The 23,406-nt window shown below is 63.1% G+C and carries 17 protein-coding genes; 9 read left to right on the forward strand and 8 right to left on the reverse strand.

Annotated elements, in window-relative coordinates:
- The first annotated feature begins 23 nt into the window (after positions 1 to 23).
- From MTS1_RS16335 to MTS1_RS16525, 7 genes are all read left to right on the forward strand, one after another.
- The gene (locus MTS1_RS16335) at positions 24 to 965 is read left to right on the forward strand and encodes a polysaccharide pyruvyl transferase family protein (protein ID WP_158497466.1); all 942 of its coding nucleotides are present in this window, start codon (positions 24 to 26) and stop codon (positions 963 to 965) included.
- Positions 966 to 1,019: 54 nt separating this feature from the next.
- A complete protein-coding gene (locus MTS1_RS11975) occupies positions 1,020 to 2,438 on the forward strand; it encodes a lipopolysaccharide biosynthesis protein (RefSeq protein WP_023954171.1) in 1,419 nt (472 codons plus the stop codon).
- A gap of 18 nt (positions 2,439 to 2,456) precedes the next feature.
- Complete coding sequence (locus MTS1_RS11980) at positions 2,457 to 3,362, forward strand: glycosyltransferase family 2 protein (protein ID WP_023954173.1); 906 nt, start codon at positions 2,457 to 2,459, stop codon at positions 3,360 to 3,362.
- Positions 3,349 to 5,409: an acyltransferase family protein gene (locus MTS1_RS11985; RefSeq protein WP_081731788.1), complete on the forward strand. Its 2,061-nt coding sequence runs from the start codon at positions 3,349 to 3,351 to the stop codon at positions 5,407 to 5,409. Before MTS1_RS11980 ends, MTS1_RS11985 begins: the two co-directional genes overlap by 14 nt.
- Positions 5,406 to 6,674 (forward strand): O-antigen ligase, encoded by a 1,269-nt coding sequence (locus tag MTS1_RS11990; protein ID WP_023954177.1) that lies wholly within the window; start codon positions 5,406 to 5,408, stop codon positions 6,672 to 6,674. The genes MTS1_RS11985 and MTS1_RS11990 overlap by 4 nt, the downstream gene beginning before the upstream one ends.
- Before the next feature lie 43 nt (positions 6,675 to 6,717).
- Positions 6,718 to 8,388: a hypothetical protein gene (locus MTS1_RS11995; protein ID WP_023954179.1), complete on the forward strand. Its 1,671-nt coding sequence runs from the start codon at positions 6,718 to 6,720 to the stop codon at positions 8,386 to 8,388.
- Between the two features lie 144 nt (positions 8,389 to 8,532).
- On the forward strand, positions 8,533 to 10,719 hold the full coding sequence (locus tag MTS1_RS16525) for a putative dehydrogenase (RefSeq protein ID WP_023954181.1): 2,187 nt from the start codon (positions 8,533 to 8,535) through the stop codon (positions 10,717 to 10,719).
- Positions 10,720 to 11,400: 681 nt separating this feature from the next.
- Here MTS1_RS16525 and MTS1_RS16340 read toward each other — a convergent pair.
- The 6 genes from MTS1_RS16340 to MTS1_RS12030 all read right to left on the reverse strand — a co-directional run bounded on the left by MTS1_RS16340 (position 11,401) and on the right by MTS1_RS12030 (position 18,261).
- Positions 11,401 to 12,270 (reverse strand): glycosyltransferase, encoded by an 870-nt coding sequence (locus tag MTS1_RS16340; protein ID WP_081731789.1) that lies wholly within the window; start codon positions 12,268 to 12,270, stop codon positions 11,401 to 11,403.
- 170 nt (positions 12,271 to 12,440) lie between these two features.
- Positions 12,441 to 13,601: a glycosyltransferase family 4 protein gene (locus MTS1_RS16345; RefSeq protein WP_023954187.1), complete on the reverse strand. Its 1,161-nt coding sequence runs from the start codon at positions 13,599 to 13,601 to the stop codon at positions 12,441 to 12,443.
- Positions 13,598 to 14,611 (reverse strand): glycosyltransferase, encoded by a 1,014-nt coding sequence (locus tag MTS1_RS12015; RefSeq protein ID WP_233494924.1) that lies wholly within the window; start codon positions 14,609 to 14,611, stop codon positions 13,598 to 13,600. The genes MTS1_RS16345 and MTS1_RS12015 overlap by 4 nt, the downstream gene beginning before the upstream one ends.
- Before the next feature lie 100 nt (positions 14,612 to 14,711).
- Positions 14,712 to 15,668, reverse strand: coding sequence for an NAD(P)-dependent oxidoreductase (locus MTS1_RS12020; RefSeq protein WP_023954191.1), 957 nt, complete (start codon positions 15,666 to 15,668; stop codon positions 14,712 to 14,714).
- On the reverse strand, positions 15,665 to 16,672 hold the full coding sequence (locus MTS1_RS12025; RefSeq protein WP_023954193.1) for a GDP-mannose 4,6-dehydratase: 1,008 nt from the start codon (positions 16,670 to 16,672) through the stop codon (positions 15,665 to 15,667). Before MTS1_RS12025 ends, MTS1_RS12020 begins: the two co-directional genes overlap by 4 nt.
- Positions 16,673 to 16,704: 32 nt before the next feature.
- Entirely contained in the window at positions 16,705 to 18,261 is a 1,557-nt protein-coding gene (locus MTS1_RS12030; RefSeq protein WP_023954195.1) for a sugar transferase, read from the reverse strand.
- A 140-nt stretch (positions 18,262 to 18,401) separates the two neighbouring features.
- Between MTS1_RS12030 and MTS1_RS12035 the strand changes: the two genes are divergently transcribed.
- Entirely contained in the window at positions 18,402 to 20,231 is a 1,830-nt protein-coding gene (locus tag MTS1_RS12035; protein WP_023954197.1) for a DUF4012 domain-containing protein, read from the forward strand.
- Between the two features lie 217 nt (positions 20,232 to 20,448).
- On the opposite strand, the gene MTS1_RS12040 is transcribed toward MTS1_RS12035, so the two are convergent.
- Positions 20,449 to 21,933, reverse strand: a complete 1,485-nt coding sequence (locus tag MTS1_RS12040) for an MFS transporter (protein ID WP_023954199.1) — start codon at positions 21,931 to 21,933, stop codon at positions 20,449 to 20,451.
- Positions 21,934 to 22,073: 140 nt separating this feature from the next.
- On the opposite strand from MTS1_RS12040, the gene MTS1_RS12045 reads away from it, so the two are divergent.
- On the forward strand, positions 22,074 to 22,745 hold the full coding sequence (locus MTS1_RS12045; protein WP_023954201.1) for a cysteine hydrolase family protein: 672 nt from the start codon (positions 22,074 to 22,076) through the stop codon (positions 22,743 to 22,745).
- Positions 22,746 to 22,772: 27 nt separating this feature from the next.
- Here MTS1_RS12045 and MTS1_RS16145 read toward each other — a convergent pair whose 3' ends face one another.
- Entirely contained in the window at positions 22,773 to 23,354 is a 582-nt protein-coding gene (locus MTS1_RS16145; RefSeq protein ID WP_023954203.1) for a PadR family transcriptional regulator, read from the reverse strand.
- Positions 23,355 to 23,406: the final 52 nt, after the last annotated feature.

Consider the following 23,406-nt stretch of genomic DNA (forward strand, 5'->3'; position numbering starts at 1 on the left):
AGGCACTGCGACCATTAGGTCGCTTGCGCATCAACCTGGCTGGTTCTACAAGCGACTACATCAGCGGACTCGGGCTGCGACCCGGTGACGAGGTCTTCTCATCGTCCCGAGCTTGGGAAGCCTCCCTAGCTCTCAACGCCGTGACTCTGCGGCGACCTGTGTTCGCACTCAACGCCGGCGAGGCGCGTCTCACCGCAACGCACTCGTATCTCGGGCGCCGCCTGAGGACACTGGCACGTATGGTGCGGTGGACGGGCGGTGCGTTCACGCAGATGGGCCTCGGGGTCAGAGAGGCGCCCGACATAGTTCCGCCGGAAGCGCTCGTCAGATCATTGTCGAAAGCTTCTGTCGTCACTTGGCGCGATCAGGCTTCTGCGACTGCCGTCGGCGTCGGAGAAGTCCAACCCGACTGGGCGTTCGCCATCGAGCCGCTAATCGACCCCGGGGATCGTCGGGTGCTTGCGATCAACATGAGGAGCGACAGGCAGTTGCCCGGCGAGCACTGGCTTCGACTCGTGCGGAGCGTCGCTCGGCGAGATGATTTGAAGGTCGAGCTCATCGCTCAGGTGCGCCGTGACAACGCCCGGCTTCATGCCATCGCTGATCTCCTCGAAATCGAAGCCGAGGTTCGGGAGTGGAGCGAAGATGAGGATCACGCTGCCCGGCTGCAGATCATGGCGGATGTCTATAGCCATTCGCGAGCCGTCGTTAGTGACCGCTTGCATTCTCTAGTCCTGGGCGCTATTCATGGCGCCGTGCCGATCGGGTTGAGCACTGGATCGGCAGAAAAGCTTAAGCGGACCCTGGCTCCGGCCGGACTTCAGTCGTGGAGCTTCGACGCAGATGAGCTCGAGCTGCATCAAGAAATTGAACTGCCGCCCAATGATCGGATAATCGAATTGTCGGCGCACGCCCGTTCACTCGCTCGAGGTGCACTCCAGCGTCTTGAGCGCGAGAGATCATGAGCGCCATCAGTGGCTGAGCGGAGCCTGACGAGCAGTGCTGCCAGAGGCGGCCTCGTGACGCTCGTGTTCCAGGCAATCAAGATCGCGACGATGCTCCTCTCGATCGTGGTCTTGTCGCGAGCGTTGGAACCGCGTGATTTTGGCCTGTTCGCGATGGTCATCGCGATTGTCGGAGTCGCTGAGATCTTCAGAGATTTCGGCCTTTCCATGGCTGCTCTTCAAGCAAAGGATGTGTCGCAGGGTCAGCAGTCCAATCTGTTCTGGATCAATCTCTCGATAGGTTGCATCCTCGCGCTAGCAACATACTTCGCGGCATGGCCGATTGGGGCGTTCTACGGTGAGCCTCAGGTGACTGAGATCGCTCACTGGATGAGTCTCACTTTCGTTTTGAACGGCGCTTCGACCCAGTTCAAAGTAGTGGTCAATCGTCGTCTACAGTTCGTGCGTCTTTCCTTGATCGATGTTGCCCCCTACGCTCTCGGCCTCTCCGGTGCAATCGTTGCCGCCCTCGCGGGCTGGGGGGTTATGGCGCTCGTGACGCAGCAAATCGTGATCGCGATCATGACGCTTGCTCTCGCGCTCAGCTTCGCTCGATGGCTGCCGTCGTTGCCCACCCGGACTCCGATGGGCGGGCTTGTCGGATTCGGATGGAGAATCGCTGTCACGCAGACCGTCGGATACTTCACTCGAAACGTTGACAGCATCGCCATCGGCCAAGTCTGGGGTCCGTCGACGCTCGGCTTCTATGACCGCGGATTCCAGATCGTCATGATGCCGATCAATCAGATCAACGCTCCGCTGTCCCGTGTAGCGGTCCCGACTCTCGCTCGGGTCCGGGACGATGCGGTGCGATACGCAGATGCGCTCCGTCGAACACAGTTCGTTACGCTTTACGCCACGGCTTCGATCTTCGGCTTGCTCGCGGGGATGGGAGACCTCGTCACTCGAATTGTCCTGGGTGATGGCTGGGGACTCACGGGACTTATAGTGCAGATTCTGGCAATCGGGGCGATCTTCCGAGCGCTCTCGCAGGTTTGCTACTGGATATATGTATCGAAGGGGCTCGCGAGTGCGCAGATGAAGTACTTCCTCATCGCGCAACCGGCGCTGGCGGTAGTGGTCGTCGGCGGGGTCGTTTGGGGGGCAATTGGAGTCGCCTCCACCTATGCGATCGGGCTCGTCGTCTACTGGGTCGTATCGCTATGGTGGGCGTGCCGACGAGCCGGCCTTTCCGCGGCGCCTCTGTTCAAGGATGCGACACGCGCCATCGTTGTATTCACTGCGCCCGCTGTCATCGGGTCCTGGCTCGTGTCGCATGCGATCGATGACAAGGTGGGGCCAATCTTCGCCGTTCTCGGTGGGCTAGGCGCAGCGCTGGCCCTCTGGTCATTGTCCGCGCTCGCCGTGCCACCCATCAGAAGAGACCTTATATCCATGGTGCGTATCGCCAGATCAGCATTCGCTCGGCGCTAAGAGTTAAGAGGAGCCAAGATGACAAGTGACACGCTGCCGTCCGTGAGTTGTGTTATCCCCACGCATCTGCGGGGAGAGTTCCTTCGGGAGGCGATCGAGTCGGTCCAAAGGCAGAGTTATTCTCCTGTGGAGATCATCGTCGCTAGCGATGTCTTGGACACGGACGCGGAAGCGATCTGCGCTGAACTCGCGATCGAGTCGGAGATTCCGATACGGTACGTGGAGACGCCGCATGGGAAAGCTGGCGCCTCCGCTTCGCGAAACTTCGGGGCATCGAACATTTCTGCCGATTGCGTCGCCTTTCTCGACGACGACGACAAGTGGGACCCCGAGTTCCTCCGTTCATGTCTAGCTTTGATGTCCCACGATCGGGTTGATCTGGTGGTTTCATGGATCACCGAGTTCAGTGATGAGCACGAAAAAGCCGGCCATGCAATGGTCGGTGGGCTCGTTGCTGCCGACGTGATTGCGGTGAACCCCGGCATCACCGGGAGTAGCTTCGTCATTCGGGCAGAGGTTTTCCGGGAGCTCAACGGCTTCGATGAGGACCTCCCCATCAAGAACGATACGGACTTCTTTGCGAGATTCTTGCGTGCTCACTTCAAGTACGCGGTCGTTGCGAAGCGCCTGGTGATGCAGCGTAAGCACCGTCTCGGTCAACTCACCGCAGTGGACGAGAGGCGTGCCCGAGGTACCGAGCTTTACATGGCGAAGCACCATCAGTACCTCTCCCCGTCAGACCGTCGGCAGCTTCTCCAGTTGGTTCACCGCATTAGGTCTCGCTCGTCGCGTACGAGGATCGCCCGGGTTTATCACATGCTGTGGGTGGCAACCCTCTACGGACCAATCGGCTTGCTGAGAAAGATACGTCGTGGGCGCGAGCGTGAGGTGTACGAGGTGGGGCGCGCTGATGACGGCAACTAGTCCGTCGAATCTCGAGCGCTCTGGGGACGGGCAAGCCGGCGGCAAATTTCGGCCTGATGTGCAGGGCCTTCGTGCTCTCGCAGTTCTGCTTGTTCTTCTCTATCACGCTTCCATTCCTGGTTTTGGCGGGGGATTTGTCGGCGTCGATATATTCTTTGTCATCTCTGGATTCCTGATAACGACGCACCTGCTGGAATCTAAGCTAAAGACGGGGCGCATCGGCTTCGTGCGGTTCTATGCGCGCCGCGTCCAGCGCCTGTTGCCCGCCGCCGTCACTGTCATCGTGCTCACGGCAGCTGCGGGTCTGGTCTTCGTGCCGCGCGTCATGATGCCGGACGAGCTGCTCGCCGCAGTTGCAGCCCTCCTATATGTGCCCAACATGTACTTTGCATATCGGGGTAGTGATTACCTCGCGGGCGGCACTGACTCCCTCTTCCAGCAGTTCTGGTCGTTGGGTGTGGAAGAGCAGTTTTACCTCATATGGCCGCTTCTGGTTGCTGGACTGGTGTGGTTCGCCCGCAAGCGCCTCTCGCTCGTCACCGTGATGATTCTCGGGCTGGCGATTGCATCATTCAGTCTCTGCCTTGTGACGATGGGATCGTCGCAACCATGGGCTTTCTACTCGCTTCCGACGCGTGCGTGGGAACTTGCTGTGGGTGGCATCGTCGCGACCGTATTGGTCTCGAGTCGCTCCTGGGCGAAGTGGCTGAGTGTTACCTGCGCGTGGGTCGGTCTCGTGATGATTGTGGCGAGCGTTGTCGTGATAGACGCAAACGCAGGATTTCCTGCCCCGTGGGCAGTTCTGCCGGTGGCGGGCACCGCGCTACTGATATTCGGCGGCGCGCGAGGTGTCGTCTCTCCGGTTACGCGTCTACTTTCCATCTCGCCCGCGCAGCGTCTGGGGGATATCTCTTACTCCGTTTACCTCGTTCACTGGCCTATGCTTCTCATCCCGGAGTTGGCCTCCGGTGACGAGCTGCCGTTCTGGGGTCGGGTATTGGTCGCAGCGGTCGCGGTGCCCGCCGGGTGGGTGCTGTACCGCACAGTCGAGACGCCATTGCGGCATCGGCCTGCTCTCAGGAGCGCGCCGAAGCGTGTTGTCGCGTTCGCAGTCGCCAGTGCGCTCGTGCTGTCTGGGGCCGCAGTGGTGACACGCGCTCTCGTGGAGAGGGCGCCGTACGGGAGCTCAGAGGTTGCGATCAGCCCGCCCAGCCCAGAGGAGTTCCCTCTTGAGACCGAGTTCGTCCCGGCTAACGTGAGGCCTGGCCTCATGGGAGCGCGAGATGATAACGCCAGCGTCTACTCGTCTCCTTGCCATCAGACCGAGAGCGAGACGGGCTTCCAGGTCTGCGCTTTTGGCGACGTCGATTCGCCCGTGACCGTCGTCCTGTTCGGTGATTCTCACGCGGCGAACTGGTTCCCGGCGCTGGAGACTATTGCGCGCGAGAGGGGCATCCGGCTTGAGTCCTATTCAAAGTCGAGTTGCTCATCGAATCTCGTCGCAAAGAAGTTCCAGGGACGCGCCTACTGGGAGTGCGATCAGTGGCGAGCAGCGGTGTTGGACCATCTGAGGGAGGAATCACCCGACATGATCATCCTCTCCAACTTCAGCCCTAGCTCCACGGAACCGACGTCTTTCGTGGATCAAAGCAGGCCGACCGCTGAGGTGTGGGCAGATGGAACGCGGCGCGCGATCGATGCGATGCCTTCGAGCTCAGATGTTGTGGTCATCGAGGACACGCCGCGACAGTTGGAGGATCCCGTCCTATGCCTCTCGCGCCACCTGAACGATGCCGCCCAGTGCGCGACGTCGTCGGAGGCTGCGTTGCGAGCCGACGTCGCGGCACAGGAGCACGACGCGGTCGAAGCAGTCGGTCGGCGTTACATCGACTTGAACGATTACCTATGCAACCTCGAATCTTGCCCTGTGGTCATCGGGGATATGCTCGTGTACCGGGACGCTCACCACCTCACCGCCACATTCAGCAAGTTCCTCACGCCCGCGTTGGAGAGCCGTCTGTTCCCTGCACAGGAGACGATCGGATGAGTCACGTCACGATAAGCGAACGGGTACCCCGCAACCTCTGGTTTGCAGGGCCGAGTCTCCTGGTCTTTTCAGCTCTCGCGGCGGTCCTGCCAGCATCCCGCCTCGCCTTCGGTGCGGACCCCTTGGGACTCGTCCTGGCGATCGACCTCTTCCTGACTGTTTGTTTCCTGCTGGGTTACCTGCGCCGCCCGCCCTTCCTCTGGTTGTGGGCGACGGGTGCCGTGCTCGTGCCTCTCGGGGCCGCCCTTTCGGGTACGAACAGTTCGGTGAGAGGCTCGCTCCTGGTCGGAGCGTCGCTCGCTGCTATGTGCCTCCTTCTCCCGCCGGTCCTCACAAGGCTGATGGCTGATCGCCCGCGATCAATGGCTGTCATCGCGGGGTGGTTCATCGCTGGCCAGACAGTTTCTGCGCTGGCTGGCGTCGCACAGTTCGCCGGTATCCACGTTGGGGCTGGCCTGATCTTCGGCCGCGCCACGGGGCTCGCTGGCCATCCCAACACTCTCGGTGTCATGGCGGCTCTCGCCATCGTCGCCGCCATCGCACTATGGGGGCGGGCGACGCCGGCGCGTCGCTGGCTCCTCGGCGTCGTCGCTTTGATGAACGCTCTCGTACTCGTCTCGACCGGTAGCCTGAGCGCCATTTTGGCGGCGGTTGCGGCTGTCGGCTTCGGTGTTGTTGCAGCGCGGCGGGTGATCGGCACGGCCGTGTCGCTGATCATCATCTTGGCGGGCGGTTTCGCGACCACCCAGCTTCTCCTGCCGGGCGAGGATACTCTGTTCTCGTCGATCGGCTACCGCCTGCTTGTCGTCACCGGAGAGAGTGACGGGAGCGGTGGCGCCGCATCACTCGATATTCGCGACCAGACCTACGAATGGGCATGGCGGTGGATCGAGAAGAGTCCCGTAGTCGGGGTCGGAATGGATCCGCTCAACGCCGGCACGTTTGATGGCACCACGGTTGTACACAACTTTCTTCTTCGAGGGTGGTACCAAGGCGGGCTGCCCGTCGTGCTGTGGTTGACTCTCGTGGCGCTCGTCGTTCTCACACTCATGGCCCGGGCTCTCCGTCGCGGCAAGGGCGGATGGCCCGTTTCGGCGGCCTTTGGCGTCTTGGTTTTTGGTTTCACGGCCGCGTTCCTGAACCAGCCGACGTACTGGCTGCCCCTCATCTTCGCCATTCTCGTTACCGCGCATGCGCAACGGCGGCCGGCGGATCTTGAAGATGCGCGCTCACCGAGCGAGTCCCTCATGGGGCACTCACGTTGACGTCGCACCGCGGAGTCTGCCGGGAGCAAAGAAAGCCGGTTAGATGAGTCAGCAGGACACGAACGAGAGCAGCTCCTGGTTCTCGCGTCCTTCCACGCGCCGGGAGACACTACTCGCCGGAGCGTCCATTCTCGCCGTCGGCGGTGTCGGTGCCGCGATCGGCAGCCCACTTGCGCAATCCACCCCGGGGGCAGGTGCCCCGAGTGTGACGGTGGACCCCGGCGGCGGTTGGGGAGTGTACGTCGCGTCTGACGGTGACGACGGCAACGGCGGTATCACCAGAGACACCCCGGTTTTGTCGATATCGCGAGCGGTCGCTATCCTCGGAGCTCAGGCGGGAGTCATCTATCTCAAGCCCGGCGACACGATCCAGCTGGCGAACACGTTGAAGATCGATGTATCGCTCCATCGGATCGTAGGAGAGCGTACGGTCATCGACGCCACTGGACTATCGCCCGCAGACACGGCCGTCCAGCTTTTCTCGTCGATGGTTCAGCCGCTTTTCCAGCCGTGGCAGATCCTGACCGGAGTGCGCCTACGGGGACCGGGCAGGTCCACTGGGTCCGTCGGCATCGAGATGTCGAACCCGACCGTAGAGGGCAAGTCTGCGGTCGCTCACATCATGCTTTCCAACGTCGCGGTCGAGGGCTTCGGAACAGGCGTTGCGATCGGTAGTAACGCCTACTGCGTCACGTTGCTCAACTGCATGATCGGCAAGTCGGGCACTTGCCTGCTCGTGCGCGAGGACACTTTCAACTCGGGCGAACGTATCGAGCTTCTCTCATCCACAGTCTTCGACTCGGAGGTCGGAATCGAGATTCGCTCGCGGTCTGCCGAGGTGTTCGTGATCGGGACTTCCGTCGACTACTGCGACGTGCTCATTCGAGCAACGGAGGGACGTGCCCACGTGGTGGCCTCCCACCTCGAGTACAACAAATCCACCGAAACGGTGCCGATCCAAGTGTCTGGGACCACAGGCGGGGTGGCGATGCAGCTGGGAAAAATCACCGCAGTGGGGAAGTCGGGGCCGGCTGCCACTCCGTACATACTCTCGAACGACTCGTCGGCCGTCGCCGGTAGCATCTTCGAGAACGTCTGGATGACCAACCTTTCAACCACGACCGAGTACTTCGCATCCGGCAAGGGATACACATCGGTAAGAGGCGAGTTGACGGAGGGTGTGAAGTACCGCAGCTTCACAGTTGTCAGTGAGTCGTCGAACCTGCTCGCCGATGGGAACTTCAAGAAGGACGTGGTCGTTGATGACTGGTTCTTCATCCAGGGCGACGTCGTTAGAGCCCCCGGTAAGTCGGAAGGTTTCTCAGTGCGGCAAATCGGGAAGGCCCGCTGTCTGGAGATCAGGAAGCAGAGCTCTCGTTCACTTGAGGTAGGGCTCGCCGTTCCGATGGGCCGAGGCGAGATCCCTAGAGTGCGGCTCGAGTATGGTTTCTCCGATCAGTCCTCGGGCGGGGTCGCGTCGTTCGAGGCCGCGGTTCTGCGAGGGGGGACGCACCAGGTCGTGAGATCAGAGTCGATCGGGCCGTCGACCAGGCTGAAGCCACACGGCGACTCTGATTGGACAGTTCTGAGATCGCCGTTACCGGTATCGCGTCTGCCCGAGTGGGCTACACATCTGGTCGTTCGATTCGAGCTCGACGATCTTCACTCGGGAGAGTCTCTCAGGGTGCGGGAAGCTGTAGTGTCGGCAACCTAGGGATTGTCGTCGAGCTAGACCTCGCTTCGGAGGGTTGTCGTGCATCACACCCCGCATTGGGACCCCGCTTCACCTCAGGGACGTCGTGGCGCGGTCCACGGGCGTCGTGGATTCATAGCCGCCAGCGTCGCAGGCGTCGCGGGAGTGACGGCTTGGGGCACGTTCGGGTCGCCGGAGTCCGCGCGCGCGGCGGGGGAGGTCACTTCGGTCAACGCGCAGACCGGCGACGTGGTCCTGACGGCACAGGACGTGGGCGCCTTATCGAGAGCTGATTACGACGGATTCGTCACTGTTGCGAACCCGGAGTCCTTCCCGGGATTGGACCCTTCAGGCGCGGCGGAGTGTTCAGACGCTATGCAGGCGGCTCTCTCGGCGGTGGCGCCGGGCGGAACCCTTTTCATCCCTCCTGGCCGCTACCGGATGGGTAAGTCGCTGGAAGCTCCCGCGAACATCACGATCTCCGCAGCTCACGGACAGGCTGTGCTCGTTCGTGACGGACACAATGGGATTCAACTGCGCGCGTACGGTTCTCACAGCGCGCCGGTGCCCATCACGGGTCAAGTTGTTACTGAGCAGATAGAGGTAGACGGCGTCGCGACCGGTGTGACGCGGATCACCGTCGCCACCCAGCAAAGCTGGGTACCCGGCGACCTGGTCAAGCTGCTCGGGGACGATGAGATCCCCGGTGCACGAGCCAGACCGGGTGCATCCTCGGTGCCCCGAATCGGCGAGTACATGAGAGTACTGGCGGTCTCAGGTCGAAGCTTGACGCTGTCGGGCCAGCCGATTGAAGACTATAGGACGAATGTCAGAGTCGCGCGTCTAGACGATAAGACGATCACGGTCGTCGGGCTGGCGTTCGACGTGAGTGATGCGACCTACGCCATAAACACAACGCCAGAATGCACCATCAGATGTGATTCGTTGCGAGCGCCTCATCTCGTCGGCGTGCGTATCATCCGCGCCGTCGGCATCGGTATTCAGATGCGATCATGCGTCGGATATCATATAGAGAACGCCGATCTGGGAAATGCGGTGAACAGGCCGGCAGCGTCCGTCTTCGGGTACGGCATCCACGACGTCGGTAGCTCGGGTGGTGTCATCGTGGGTGGCGTCGCTCGGTTCGTCCGTCACGGTTACTCGGACAAGTCCACCGAAACCACTGCGAATTCGCCATACCCTTCGTTCTACGGTCGCACTTTCTTCGCGAAAGTTGTCGCGATGGAAGTGGCACATCCTTCAGGGTCGGCGTTCGATACCCATCACGAGTCTTACGGTGTGAGTTTCGAAGGTTGCGTGGCACGAGTCACCACTTCTTCGGGGTTCGCCCTCCGTGGGTCGGGGCACCGTGTCGTCGGCTGTGCCGTGTACGGTGGCGATGTCGCATTGAAGGTTTTCACGGAGGTCGGTGGCGGAGTTGGCACCGGAGAGAGTCGAGAGATATACGTATCGAATTTTCTCGCGGAAGGATCTCGTGTAGCGCTGCAGACATCCATCAGGGAGAGCTCTCATGTGCGGCAGGGAATCCAGGACGAGAGGCAGAATCTCACTGTAGACGGGATTGTGGCACGCGGGGTGGCGCGGTTCGCAGTCTTCACCAATTCGCGAGTGCGGGTCCGAAACTTCGAAGCCGTCGCTCGTGATCTGCCGATGTTTGTGTTCGTGCAGAACACGAACTCGCGGCTGGAGATCTCCGGGGGTGTTTTCGATTTCGAGGCCGTCGCGCGGGTCGAAAACAACCGCAACCGAATCTTCCGTTCTTCCGCATCAACACCTTCTCCCTACTCCCTCGTGATCATGCGAGATGTTCGCGTGAAAGCAAGCAGCTTCTTTGCGACACAATGCGCTATCGGCCCCTTCGAGACCGACGCCAATACGGATATCGACGCGCGTGTGGAAATGGAGCGTCCATTCCCGGTCATGCCTGGCCCTATCGCCGACACCGCGAGGTGCACATTCGGGTGGAGCACCCTGGTCGTCAACGATTCATCGCGCGCGTCGCTGTCCTCTTCGGGGTCGGTGACCGTGGACAACGCCGGTTTGACGGCCCCGATGAACGCCATCACCCGTGCTCCCGACAGCAATCTTGTGCTACTGGCGAATCTGAGCGATGGCACCTCTCGGGTATTGGGAAAGCTGGGCAAGGCTCGTGCGATCGGTCAAAGGTTGACGATTCTCGTTGCGTCGACGCGGAACGATGCAGTACTCACTGTCAGGAGCGGGTCGAACTACGGTACATCGCTCAACGGCGTAACGAGTCGCGACTTGAGAGCCGGTGGCCAGCTCCATCTCGTTTGGACAGGGACATCATGGCGAGAGCTTTCGGTCTGAGGCCGGCTGTCGGCATCCAGGGGGCCACCACGCCAGGGGGAGGAGCAGAGAGTTGCTTCTCACTGTGACCGTCGCCGCAATAGTCCTGACGCTGATCTTGTGCTCGACTGCAGTTTGGATCGCAGTATCCGGCGATCGTCGTGTAACGGATGGCGAGCTCACATGGCGTCGGTCACGTGTGCTGGCGGCTGGACCAATGAGCCTCACTCTGCTGGGGTTGGGTGTGGTATGCCTCAGCGTTGCCGTAGCTTTGGTCGTGCTTCCCTCGATGCTCCGGCAACTGGCCGAGCCTAGTTCGGCTGAGTCGGCTCCGGTGGCGAGCGTTCCCGGGGATGCGGCGGGTAGTGGTCGGAGCGATCAGCAGGTCGTAGACGAGCTCCCCGTGGACGATCGTGGTGTGCGCGAGATAGAGGAACCTGCCGAAGTCGATAGCACCTCGTCTGAGGACCTCTTCCTCGCTCTGGTGAGAGACGATCTTCCCGCCGATACCGTGCTGGCGCAGGCTTCGGACGCAGACCTCCTGAGCTTCGGCCGCGAGGCGTGTAGTCGCAGGACTGATGCGGACCCGGAGTCCTGGACACAGGTGGTCGATGGGAGCCCTGCGGATGGTCTTGTCGTCTTCAACGCCGCCGTCCGCTCCCTTTGTGTTTGACGAAGCTTGCTCCCGGGTGATCGCCCGCTTCAGCGAGTCATCCGGGCGTCGGCTGCCGCTTGCACCTCCGCGACGGATGCGTAAATGGTCAGACGCCGAGCGTTCTCTTGCGCGTGTAGTGAGGCTTCTGTTCGGAGATCGTCGTCCTGATGGAGTCGAAGGAGAACCCGTTGCCAGGCTCGGGGATCGCGCGACTCCACCACCATCTCGCGCCTGAGCGTGACGTCCGTATAAAGCATCTCCGCGCATCCAAAGGCGTCCGACACGACGGGCGGTACCCCAAGCATGGCTGCCTCGACTGCACTGCGTCCGAATGCTTCGCGAGTGGACGTGCCGACATAAGCTCGTGCTTCACGCCAAAGCGTCCCGCGGTCTGCCCAGCCTGGGACCGAGACATTCGATGGTGCGTAGGCGCGTAGTTCATCTTCCAACGGGCCCGAGCCGTACATCACTCCGCCGAGGGAAGTTCCCCGCAGGGCATCGGCGAAGAGCTGAGGGTCTTTGTCGGCGGAGTATCGAGCCGCCCAAACGAACATTTCGCTTCCGTCGGCCGGGCCATCTGACGAGTCCGGGCTGGCGATTCCGGGAGGCACCAATCGGTTGACGACGGCGCCCGTCTCACGGGCGAGGAGCGGCGTGGTGGCCCAGACTTCACGCGCGCGACGGAGGGCCAGGTTCTCTAGAACGCGCCACACCACGGACTTTGCGAGCCCCGCCTCGCCTCTGGCCGGCCAGGGGAGTCCTCGTAGATAGGCGACCCATGGCATATCGGTGAGAGCCAACGCCATATCACTTTGCGGAACCAGGGTCACGATGAGGTCCGCAGATCTCACGTCCTCGAGAGAAAGAAGTCGGTGGGCGAGCCTCCTCACCCCGACGAAGCCACCCGGTTCGGTCACGATCTCAGTGATGCCTGGCTCATCCCGAGACGAGACACCAGCCGCGGCCGAAGAAACTCCGAGCACGGCGGACCATTCGTACCCTGAACTGCGCGCGGCCCGCACGAGCTCGGTCGCAGAGTTGTAGACCCCGCTCCGAGCAATCAGCGGAGCAGCTACGAAACAGATCTTCACGACCGCCGCCCGCTAGCTGCTTCGAGGACACCCGTGATCTCACGAGCTACGCTGCTGTCGTCGAGGAGGTCAGGAGTTCGTCGCGCTGCGATCGCCAACTTCGAACGCAGCTCCCCGTCCGCGGCGAGGCGCCGCAGCGAGTGCGCGAGAGAAGATCGATCTCGCGCTGAGAACACGAGGCCGTTCACCTCGTCCTCTACCCACTCAGCGGGGCCGCCTTCACTCGAGACGATGCTGGGCTTGCCGGCCGCTAGGTACTGGAGGACGTTTTGGCCCAATGGCTCCGGGCGGAGCGAGCACTGGACGCAGATGTCGAGCGACTTAATGGCTGCTTCAACATCCGACACGTGGCCCGGCAGGTCCAGCCTGTCGGCTACACCACGCGATCGAGCCAGCTCCTGGAGCCGATCGACAAATCCCTCATGTCCGAAGGACGGTCCGCCGAACAGTACGAGTCGCACGTCGCCGTCGGGAAAGGCATCTGCGAACGCATCCACGAGCAGCTCCTGACCCTTCCACGGATCCAGCCGGGCAACCATTCCGATAGTTCTCGGTTCCCTTGAGTCAGGGCGAGGGTCATCGTCCGATATCGTCAAACCGGCCGGGCTCGGGACCACGGCGCCCAACGCGCCTTTGTGAAGGAACGGGGACACAAGCGATAGAGACGCCCGAGAGTTCGCGATCACGGCTGACGCGCGTGGCAATACGATCCTTCTCATCAGGGCAGTGGCAGCGGAACCCACACCGTCGCTGTTCACGAGGTCGCGAATATGCACGACGTAAGGCTTCCTGAGGACTGTGCAAGCCAGCGCGGTATACACGGCGGACCTGGTGGTGTTGGCAACCACCACATCTGCATTCCTGACCGCGCGCGCCGCGGCGAGGGTGGATGCCGACCGGAGTAGACGCGCCGCGAGGAGGACGTTCGCCCTCAAGCCCTTCCCCGTGATACCCCGAGCGGTGTGTCGTGGGCCCCGGCGGAGAACGGTCACGCGCGGGGGAATGTTAGCAAACACATCATCGTCGCCAGCGCTTGCCGGCGGGACGATCAGGGTGGCAGTCCAACTCGGGTCCGCGACAGACAGCAGCCTCGCCAGTGCGAATTCTGCTCCCCCTCGCTCGCTGGAATGGTCCACGAAGACAACGTTTAGAGTCATCGGGGCCTCGAGGCTTCGATAGTCTTAATTTCTTCGCGCAAACGCTGCGCGAAGTGTTCCTCAGAGAACAGCTCGGTGTGGCGGCGAATGAGGTCCGCATCCCAATCGATGGAGCGGCTTGCTTCGACGCCCGCGGCCACTTGCTCAGCTGTGGGCGCGTCGAAGTACACGCCAGTTTCTCCCTCTCGGATGGTGTCGAGAAAACCGCCCCACCTCAAGACGACGGAAGGCTTGCCGTAGGCAGCGGCCTCGATAGGCGTGAGCCCGAAATCCTCGTAGCTCGCAGAGACGACTGCCTCAGATCTCTGATACAGCCATCGGATCTGTCCATCGGTCAAATCCTTCAGCATCACGATATTCGGTCCAGCAAGGCCTGCAAGACGCTTCTCCTCGGGGCCCGCGCCGACGACCACGAGCGGATGCCCCAAGGTGTTGAATGCCTCAACGACGGCATCAACGTTCTTATACGGAAGCAGTCGTGAGATGCAGAGATAGAACTTCTCGGGTGACCCGATCGAGGAGAGATCTGCTGGTTCTTGCGGCAAGGCAATGTCAACTGAATGCGGTGCCGGAAGGACCTCTGCCTCAATTCCGTAGGCGTCTCGTATCCGCTCTTGAACGACTGTCGATATAGCGAAATATTTAGTGGCGGTAGTCGCCTTGCTCCGGTCCCAACGCTTCAGGGGTCCCGATAGAGCGCGCAGCGCCAAGCGCTGCATGCTCATCTTCGTTGTGCCGAGATAGGCGTCACTCTGGTACAGCCAGCGCGCAGGCGAGTAGCAGTAGACGATCTTACTGCCGGTTGTCCGGAACCCGTGAGCCCAACCGCTCGAGCTTACGATCGTGTGTTTCGCGGGAACGCGCACGCTGTTGGCCGCGCGGGCGAGGAAGGGCAACGCGAGTCGATGCGATCTACGGAAGAGGCCGACCCGATTCAGTCTCGAGGGTACGACCTTCACGTCTGCGAACTCTGGGTAGGTGAGGGTGGGCTCATACAGCGTGGTGTACACAGGGGCCTCAGGGAAGGCTCGGTGCAGCGCGAGGACCACCTTCTCCGCGCCCCCGCGCTGCGTTATGTAATCGTGAGCGATTGCGACTGAGCGCACCAGCTCATCCGGGGTAGAAGGCATGACGGTTCTCCACTTTCGATTTTTCGCCCAGGAAGTCGGCGATTGAGCGCTTCCAATGCATCTCCGGCTCCCAGCCGAACTCACCGCGTAGGCGTTCGGCATTGCCCGCAATACGCATGGGATCGGTCGGTCGCAGCTTGCTCGAATCGATGCGAACTTCCGGTACCGGACGTTCCATGAGCTGGCAAAGTGTCTCGAGCACATCGAACCCGCTGTGCGCCACCCCGGACGCGACGTTGTATGTCTGATGCTCGTGAGATGGCGCCAACGCCAATGTGAGATAGGCATTCGCCACGTCTCGGACGTCAGTGAAGTCCCGGGCCGCATGGAGATTCGCTGCGTGCATCACCTCGCCCACTGGCAGTGATTCCAGAGCGAGCGTCAGGTCCGGGACCAGAAATCCGGTGTTCTGGCCGGGGCCGATGTGGTTGAAGGGTCGCGCAACGACCGTGTCGAGTCCGCGATTCGAATAGTAGGCGGCCTGATTCTCCACGAGCATCTTGGCTACCGCGTACGGCGAGTTCGCGATTAAGGGGGAGGACTCATCCAGCGCTTCGTCTTTGTCCTTGGGGGGAGCGTAGACCGACCCCGAACTCACAACTACTATGCGCGGCTTCTTGTCCTGGCGGACAAACGCCTCGCACATGTTGGTCATGATGCTGCTGTTGACAGAGATGTAGCGTTGAGGGCGATCGAAGGAGAGCCCCACTGCTGCGAGTCCCGCTAGATGGACGACATAGTCAGCGCCCTCCGGGATCCGCCACTCTTCGTTCAGATCCCGCGAGAAGTACTCATCGCAGAACGACTCCAATCGTGCTGCGGGGCGCGTTTCGCGGCCGGCTGCCCACACACGCAGTCCCCGCGAGGCTGCCATCGCGGCGACATGCGATCCCACGAAGCCATTCGCCCCGGTGATGAGCAGTGTGGGTGCAGTCACGTCGCGACAGCCGCGATTTGAGACTGCACGGCGACGTCATGCTCTACCATCCGCTTCACCAGGCCGGGGAAGTCGACAGCACGGCGCCACCCGAGAACATCCTGCGCGCGCGACGGGTCACCGAGCAGGATGTCGACCTCTGCGGGCCGGAGGAACGCCGGGTTCTGACGGACGTAGGGACGCCAGTCATCCACGCCGATCTCCGCAAACGCGAGCGCCAAGAATTCCTCAATCGAGTGGGTCTCGCCGGAGGCGAGGACGAAGTCGTCCGGTTCATCGTGTTGAAGCATGCGCCACATGCCGTCCACGTAGTCGCCTGCGTAGCCCCAGTCGCGCTTCGGCCAGAGATCGCCCAGTTCGATGTGTGATTGAAGTCCCAGGCTGATACGCGCCACGGCATCCGTGATCTTTCGCGTCACGAACTCGACACCCCGACGCTCGCCCTCATGATTGAAGAGAATGCCACAGGCGACGTACATGTCGTAGCTCTCGCGATAGTTCTTCGCGATCCAGTGGCCGTACAGCTTCGCGACTCCGTACGGGCTGCGAGGGTGAAAGAGGGACTGCTCGTTATAGCCCGCCCCCGGCCGGTTGTAGTCAAGACCTCCGAACATCTCGGATGTCGATGCCTGGTACACACGCGTGTGACGCGCCCGGTCGGTGATCCGGACCGCCTCAAGGATGTTCAGGACACCTTTGGCTGTAACGTCCGCGGTGAGCGTCGGGTTCTTGAACGAGTATCCGACGTGACTGACTGCAGCGAGGTTGTAGAGCTCGTGGGGGTCTGAAGTCTCGACGGCCCTCACGAGCGAAGTCGGGTCAGTCAGGTCGCCCTCGATGAGGGTTACGTGAGGGAACTCGGCCTCCACCGCAGCACGGCGAGGGTTGTTCTGGCCCCTGATGAGGCCGAACACCTCGTACCCCTTTTCGTACAGCTGTTCAGCCAGGTGGCCACCGTCTTGGCCAGTGATACCCGTGACGAGCGCGCGGCGCTTCTCGGACAAGTTGTGCTCCTTGATTCGGCGGAAGGGGGAGTTCAGAACGCGGTGGCGCCTGGGGCGACGGCGGCCCGGGCGGTCTTGGCGAGAATGACGATATCGCCCAGTAGCGACCAATTCTCGACGTAAGAAAGGTCCAGGCGGACCGAGTCTTCCCATGAGAGGGCGGAACGGCCGCTCACCTGCCACAACCCTGTGATGCCCGGCTTGGCCAAGAAGCGCCTATGAACGTGGTCGGCATACTGCTCTACCTCGCTCGGTAGTGGGGGACGGGGGCCGACGAGTGACATGGAGCCAGCGATGACATTGAAAAGCTGGGGGAGCTCGTCAAGGCTGTACCTGCGCATGAACCGGCCGATAGGTGTGACGCGGGGGTCGTTCTTCATCTTGAAAAGCACCTCGTTGCCCGCATCGCGGTTCTCCGCCATCAGCGTGGGCAGGATCTCCTCGGCGTTGACGACCATGGAGCGGAACTTGAGCATTGTGAACTCGTGGCCACGCAGCCCGACTCGCTTCTGCCGGAACAGCACGGGGCCGGGGGATGTGAGTCGAACGGTGAGAGCAAGCAAGGCGAGGATCGGGCTGATGGCGAGCACACCGAGTGTGCTCGCGGCCAAATCGACCATGCGCTTCACCAAACGTTGCCCGCCGCTGAATCGCGGTGTCTCTACGTGAATCAATGGCAAGCCGGCGACCGGTCGAGTGTGGAGACGTGGGCCAGCTATGTCGACGATGCTGGGGGCTAGGACGAGGTGCTGGCGGCCTGATTCCAACTGCCAGGAGATCTGCTTCACCTTGGCAGCAGGCAGATCGTCGGTGCTGGTTACGGCGACGGTGTCCGCGCCTGTGACTCGCAGGGCCCTTTCGATGTTGCTGACGTGCCCCATGACCGGGATGGACGTTCCGGGTATGACCTGGGCGATTCTCCCGCTCGGGACGCAGGCGCCCACTACTGAGTAGCCGGCCTGCGGTGTTCGCGCGAGCTCGGATGCTATGTGAGATACCGACTGCTCAGACCCGACGAGCAGCACTCGGGCGCAGTACTCGCCCCGGCGCCTCCGGCGCAAGAGCCACTGGCGCCACATCCAGCGTTCGATCACCAGGGCGATGACACCCGCCGGCAGGCTGATCAGAAGGAAGCCCCGCGCGACGTCCACCTGCAAGAGGAAGGCGAAGATAGCAATGAACCCGAACAGGCGGAAGCTCGCATCCACGACCTTCCTGTACTCGTCCATACCGGTGCCGACAACACGGTGGCTGCGAGAGTCAATCAGATGCAGCACCAGCATCCACGCCAGGACGAGGCCGGTGGAGAAGTACCAGTAGGACAGTTCGGAGACGCGATAGTCGGCCCGAATCGCGACCTCGACATTGCCGGTGCCGAACCAGATGACCTGCGCGCCAAACACCACGGCAATGAGGACGATCAGGTCCGTCACCCGTAGGCGCTTCGCATAGGCAGGCCGCCAGTCCTTCGGACCCGCGAATGTGGGCGTTGGGGCTGTTGTGGGAGCGGGGAGTTCACCTACCGCGCTCGGCGACTGATCGTCCGGCGTCTCCGCCGACCGCACCACGTATCCTGCCTCCGACGTCACACCGCACCCCTCGTTCGGTACATCGCAGATACCCAGGCTACCTTCAGGGTGTGTCCAGTGTGTAAACGAGGTGCGGGCGGGCGCTCGACACGCGAAATGCGACCGGTGGACGTGCAGGATCGAGCTTCTAAGATGAGGCAGTGCCCGAAGAGACCCGTCGCAACCGCCAGAAGAGCCGCACGCGCAAGCAAAAACGCCCCCTTTTGCGAAGCTTCCGCCTCTGGGTTCCTGTCGGAGTTCTCGTGCTCATCATCGCGGTGGGGGTCGTTGGCGGACTGATGGCCAAGGGGATCGCCGATCGCGCATTCGCCGCGCGCGACGCGCTCCAGTCCGCGATTCCGCTGGCGTCGACCGCGAAGGAACAGGTGCTCGCCAGTGACACTGACGGCGCGCAGTCGACGGTCGCTCGCCTGAAGGAACTCACAGCCGAGGCCAGGGCGCAGGCTGACGGAGATCTCTGGCGCTTCGGCGAGGTTGTCCCCGTCGCGGGCCAGAACCTTACAGCGGTGAGGGAAGTGGCGGAGACGATCGACGACCTCGTCGTGAACGCCCTCGAGCCCGCCTCGGGTTTGAGTCTTTCGAGCCTCGCGCCGAAGGAAGGGCGCATCGATGTTGTTCAGCTCGATGTTGCGTCCGACATTCTCGACCGGGCGGCATCGTCACTCGCGGAGGCCCGCGCCACCGTCGATGGGATCGACCAGACCGCTCTGGTCGAGCAGGTCGCTTCCGGGGTCGCTCAGCTGGACGATGCGCTCGCCCAAATCGAGCCGATCGTCGAGCCGGCGCAGAAGACGCTATCCGTGCTCCCCGGCATCCTTGGAGCGGAGGGCCCCCGCAACTACCTCGTACTCGTGCAGAACAATGCCGAGTCGCGAGGCACAGGAGGAAACCCCGCCTCTCTTGTCATGATCACCGCGGACAACGGATCGATCGCCATCACGCAGCAGGCTTCCAGCACCGACTTCAACAACGGTCGCGCGAACCCCATCGTGGAGCTCGACCCCGCGGCCGTCGCGCTGTACGGCGACAAGATCGGTCGTTACATGCAAGATGTGACGACGACTCCGGATTTTCCTGACTCCGCACGCATCATGGGCGCGTTCTGGCAGGAGCAGTTCGGCACTCGCATCGACGGCACCCTCTCGATCGACCCGGTCGCGCTGAGCTACATCATGAATGCGACGGGAGCGGTCACGCTTCCCAACGGTGACAACCTTGACTCGTCGAACGTCGTGTCGTCTCTCTTGAACGAGGTCTACTTTCGGTACTCGAATCCTCTCGTGCAAGACGCTTACTTCGCGGCGGCGGCCGGGGCTGTCTTCGACTCCATCACGTCGGTATCCAATCCCCGGGCGCTCGTCGATCAGGTGGCCCGAGCGGCCGATGAGGGGCGGATTCTGTACGTCCCGACGTCGCCAGCGGAGGCTGAGATCATCGCGGGGAGCCGTATGACCGGACAGCTGCCGTCGGACAACTCCGAGATCACGATGGTCGGCTCCTACGTGAACGACATCACCGAGGGAAAGCTCGACTACTACATGGACACCGCCGTGGCTGTGTCGTCCGACGTGTGCAGTGTGGACGCCTCGACCTCGCCTAGCTTCACCGTCTCCTCGTCGTTGACTTCGACCCTGCAACCGGGAGACGTTGATGACCTCGCTCGTTACATCTCCCCGGCGAAGTACTTCCCGAAGGGCGTCATCAGCACGGACCTCGTCCTCTACGGGCCTGTTGGAGCGACCTTCACGTCCGCGGCGGTCGACGGCAATCCGGTCAACGCGACTCCCATCGAGCACTTGGGACGCCCGGCGGTGAAGATCAATGTGGTGAACGACCCCGCCACGTCGCACACGGTGACTGCCAACTTCACCGGCGCCGCAGACCAGCCCTACGGGCCGATTCAGGTGTGGCACACCCCGATGGTCCGGGACACTCCGGTCGCCGTCGACGCCCCGGGCTGCGCCGGCTGAGTCGTCGCTCATCACGGACCCCGGCCACCCGCTCAGGCGGCCGGGGTTCCTCGCGTGGCGTGCATGCGGGCGTCAGCGCACAGGGGTGTCGACCCGAACAGCGGCGCACACGAGATCGACACCGAAAGCCATCATCAGGCTTGATCGTTGCCGCCAAGCTTCCTCGTTGTCTCCCGGGTCATCGGGTGTTCCGGGGCATGCGATGCGATCTGTGTCATCAGCGGGGGACTGATGTGCCGTTGAGCAATTCGCCTCGGGGCGATCCGGCATCCACGGGGTCGCCTATCGAGCCGTGGGGGCCGGGACCCTCCCCAAGCATGTCGACTGTGTGTCGATTGCGTACATGGTCGATCGTCGCGATCACTCCGCCGACGGCGAGGAGGCCGGCGACGACCCACAGGGCGAGCATGGGCCCCGCCGCAGGTTGACCGCCGATCGTGGGCACGGCGAAGAACGTGTAGTAGACGACCATTGCGGCGGCCATGCCGATGGCGGAGCCGGAGCGCTGGGCGAACTGGATCAGTGATCCGGCGACGCTCGAACGGTGCTCCGGTGCGTATTGCAGGGTACGGGCCTGGTTGGCGGGCGCGGCCGCTCCGGCGCCGAGCGAGCTGATGCTCAGCAGTGCGACGACGACCCACGGCAGCTCGTCGGCGGGAACGAAGCCGAAAGCGAAGCCGATGGCCGCGAGGGCGAGGGCTCCGGTGGCGGTGCCGATCGCGACGAGCGGGCCGTTGGTCGCGCCGACGCGCGAGGCGATCCACGCGCCCGCAAGGCTCGCGATGGCCGAGGGGAGCATCCACAGGGCGGTCTCGAGAGGAGACAATCCGACGATCTGCTGGAGCGCGATCGTGACGATGAGCGTGCCACCCGTCGCGGCGGCGTGCATGAACCCCGATACAGCGACTCCGGAGCCGAAGTGGCGAAGCCCGAACAGCTCGGGATCGATGAGGGGCTCTCGGCCACGACGGGCCACGCGGCGCTCGTACAGCACGAAGACGAAGATCAGCACGAAGCCAGCGGCGGTGATCAGATACGGCCAGAGCGTGTCGGGGAGTGATCCGGACGACGCCGACAGCGGCGCGATCGCCAGCACCACTCCCAGTCCGAGCAAAGTCGCTCCGCCCAGGTCGAAGCCCGCGCGTCGCACCGACGGCGGTTCGACGATCATGACCGCGGCGAGCGGGACGACCACAGCGCCGGCGACCACGGTGACGACGAAGAGCAGGCGCCAGCCGAGGGCATCGCCGGCGGCATCCATGATCACCCCGGCCAGCACGGGCGCGCCGAGGGAGGTGACCGTCATGACGGCGGCGAGCGTCGCGAGCGGGCGGGCACGCTCGGCGGCAGGGTAGATGCGCTGGATCAGCCCCAGCACCTGAGGCATGAGCAGGCCGGCCCCGACACCTTCGACGATCCGGCCGGCGACGAGAAGCTCCGTCGTTGGAGCGACCGTGCACGCGATACTCGCAGCGACGAAGATCGATGCGCCGACCAGGAAGACCGTGCGGCGGGGGAGCACGTCGCCGATGCGCCCCGCGGGTACGAGGGTGGCGGCATAGGCGAGGGTGTAGCCGACGAGCATGAGCTGCACCGTGGCGGGGTCGCCGCCCATATCGGCCTGGATGGCGGGCAGGGCGATGCCGAGCTTCGACACGTCGAGGATCGTCAGCGCGGCGGCCGCGACGAGCACGGCGAACACCCGCCGGCGTCTCGTGGGCGAGAGGGGTGCCGACCTCGACGATGCGGACACGCAGACCTCCATAGCGGAAACACTGAAGAAACATCCAGACTCTATAACAGAATTGGACTATCAAACCACACTACGAGATTGGGAACGGCATGACCGCTCGCACCGCGTTGATCATGATCGACATGCAGAACATGTACCTGCAGCAGGAGCGCCGCAGTGCGCTCGGCTGGCCGCCCATCTGGGAGTTCGATCGCGTCGTCGACGAGTGCGCCTCGCTGCTCGCCGCCGCCCGGGAAGCCGGCGTCCCGGTGATCTACACGCGGCAGACGTCACGGGCCGACGGTGCCGACATGACGCCCAGCATGCGCCGCCTGCTCGCCGATGCGCCCGCGCCCGACGAGTCGCCGATCGGCGCCGACAGCGACTGGGGCTCGCGCATCCTCGACGCGGTCGCGCCCGCACCGGGCGACATCGTGATGGAGAAGCACCGGTGGGATGCGTTCTTCAACACCGACCTCGACCAGATCCTGCGCAACCTCGACGTCACCCGCCTCGTCGTCGCAGGCTTGCAGACGAACGTGTGCGTCGAGACGACGTCGCGCACCGGCATGATGAAGAACTTCGACGTCGCGGTTCCCGAGGACGCGGTCTCGACCGACGGTGAGGCCCTGCACCGCAGCGCGCTCGACTCGCTGCGCGTGCTCTACGTCGAGGTCGCCCCCTGGCGCGAGCTGCTCGCGCCCGATGCCGCCTGGGACCGTCGTTTCACCACGCCCGGATACGGGCGCACGGCCGCCGATCTCGGGACGATCGGGGCCTGACCGTCGGGCGGGCGCGGTCGCGAGGAGTCAGACCTTCTCGGGGACCGCGCCCGTCACCAGCTCGGGGAACGGGGTCGCAGGATCGTGGAGCACGGCTCGCAGCTCGTCGAGCCACTCGAGCATCAGGTCGGTCTGGCGCAGCCACAGCGTGTAGAGCGCCCGGCGGCTTCGCCACACGGCACTGTCGGGGTCTTCGCGATCGTCGTCCCAGTTGAGCAGCAGGTGCCGCAGGCTGAACTGGCGCTGGCGCTGGAAGGCGACCTCGGCGTCGAGTAGACGGTCGGCGTCGCCCGGGTCGAGCACCCAGAGGTTGAGCAGGCGCAACGACGCGTCGTCGCGGATGCCGTGATCGGGCTGGTCGTGCAGCAGCCAGCGACGGAGCTCGTCGAGACCCTGATCGTTGATGACGTAACTCGTGCGCCCGCGCTCCGTGCGCTCCGTGATGTCGATGAGGCCGAGGCCCTCCATCTTCGCGAGCTCGGAGTAGACCTGCGACGGGCTGGCGTGCCATGCCCGGTCGTTGACGTCGTTGAAGCTCGCGTTGAGGTCGTACCCGGTGCGCGGGCGACCGCGCGAGAGTGCTGCGAGGATCGCGTGCCGCAGGGCCATCTCAGTCCTTTCGCCGGCGGTGGGAGCGCGCAGCCGCGCGGTGCCGGTTTCG

Origin of the sequence: Microbacterium sp. TS-1 (genome assembly GCF_000509385.1) — a bacterium.
GTDB lineage: Bacteria > Actinomycetota > Actinomycetes > Actinomycetales > Microbacteriaceae > Microbacterium > Microbacterium arborescens.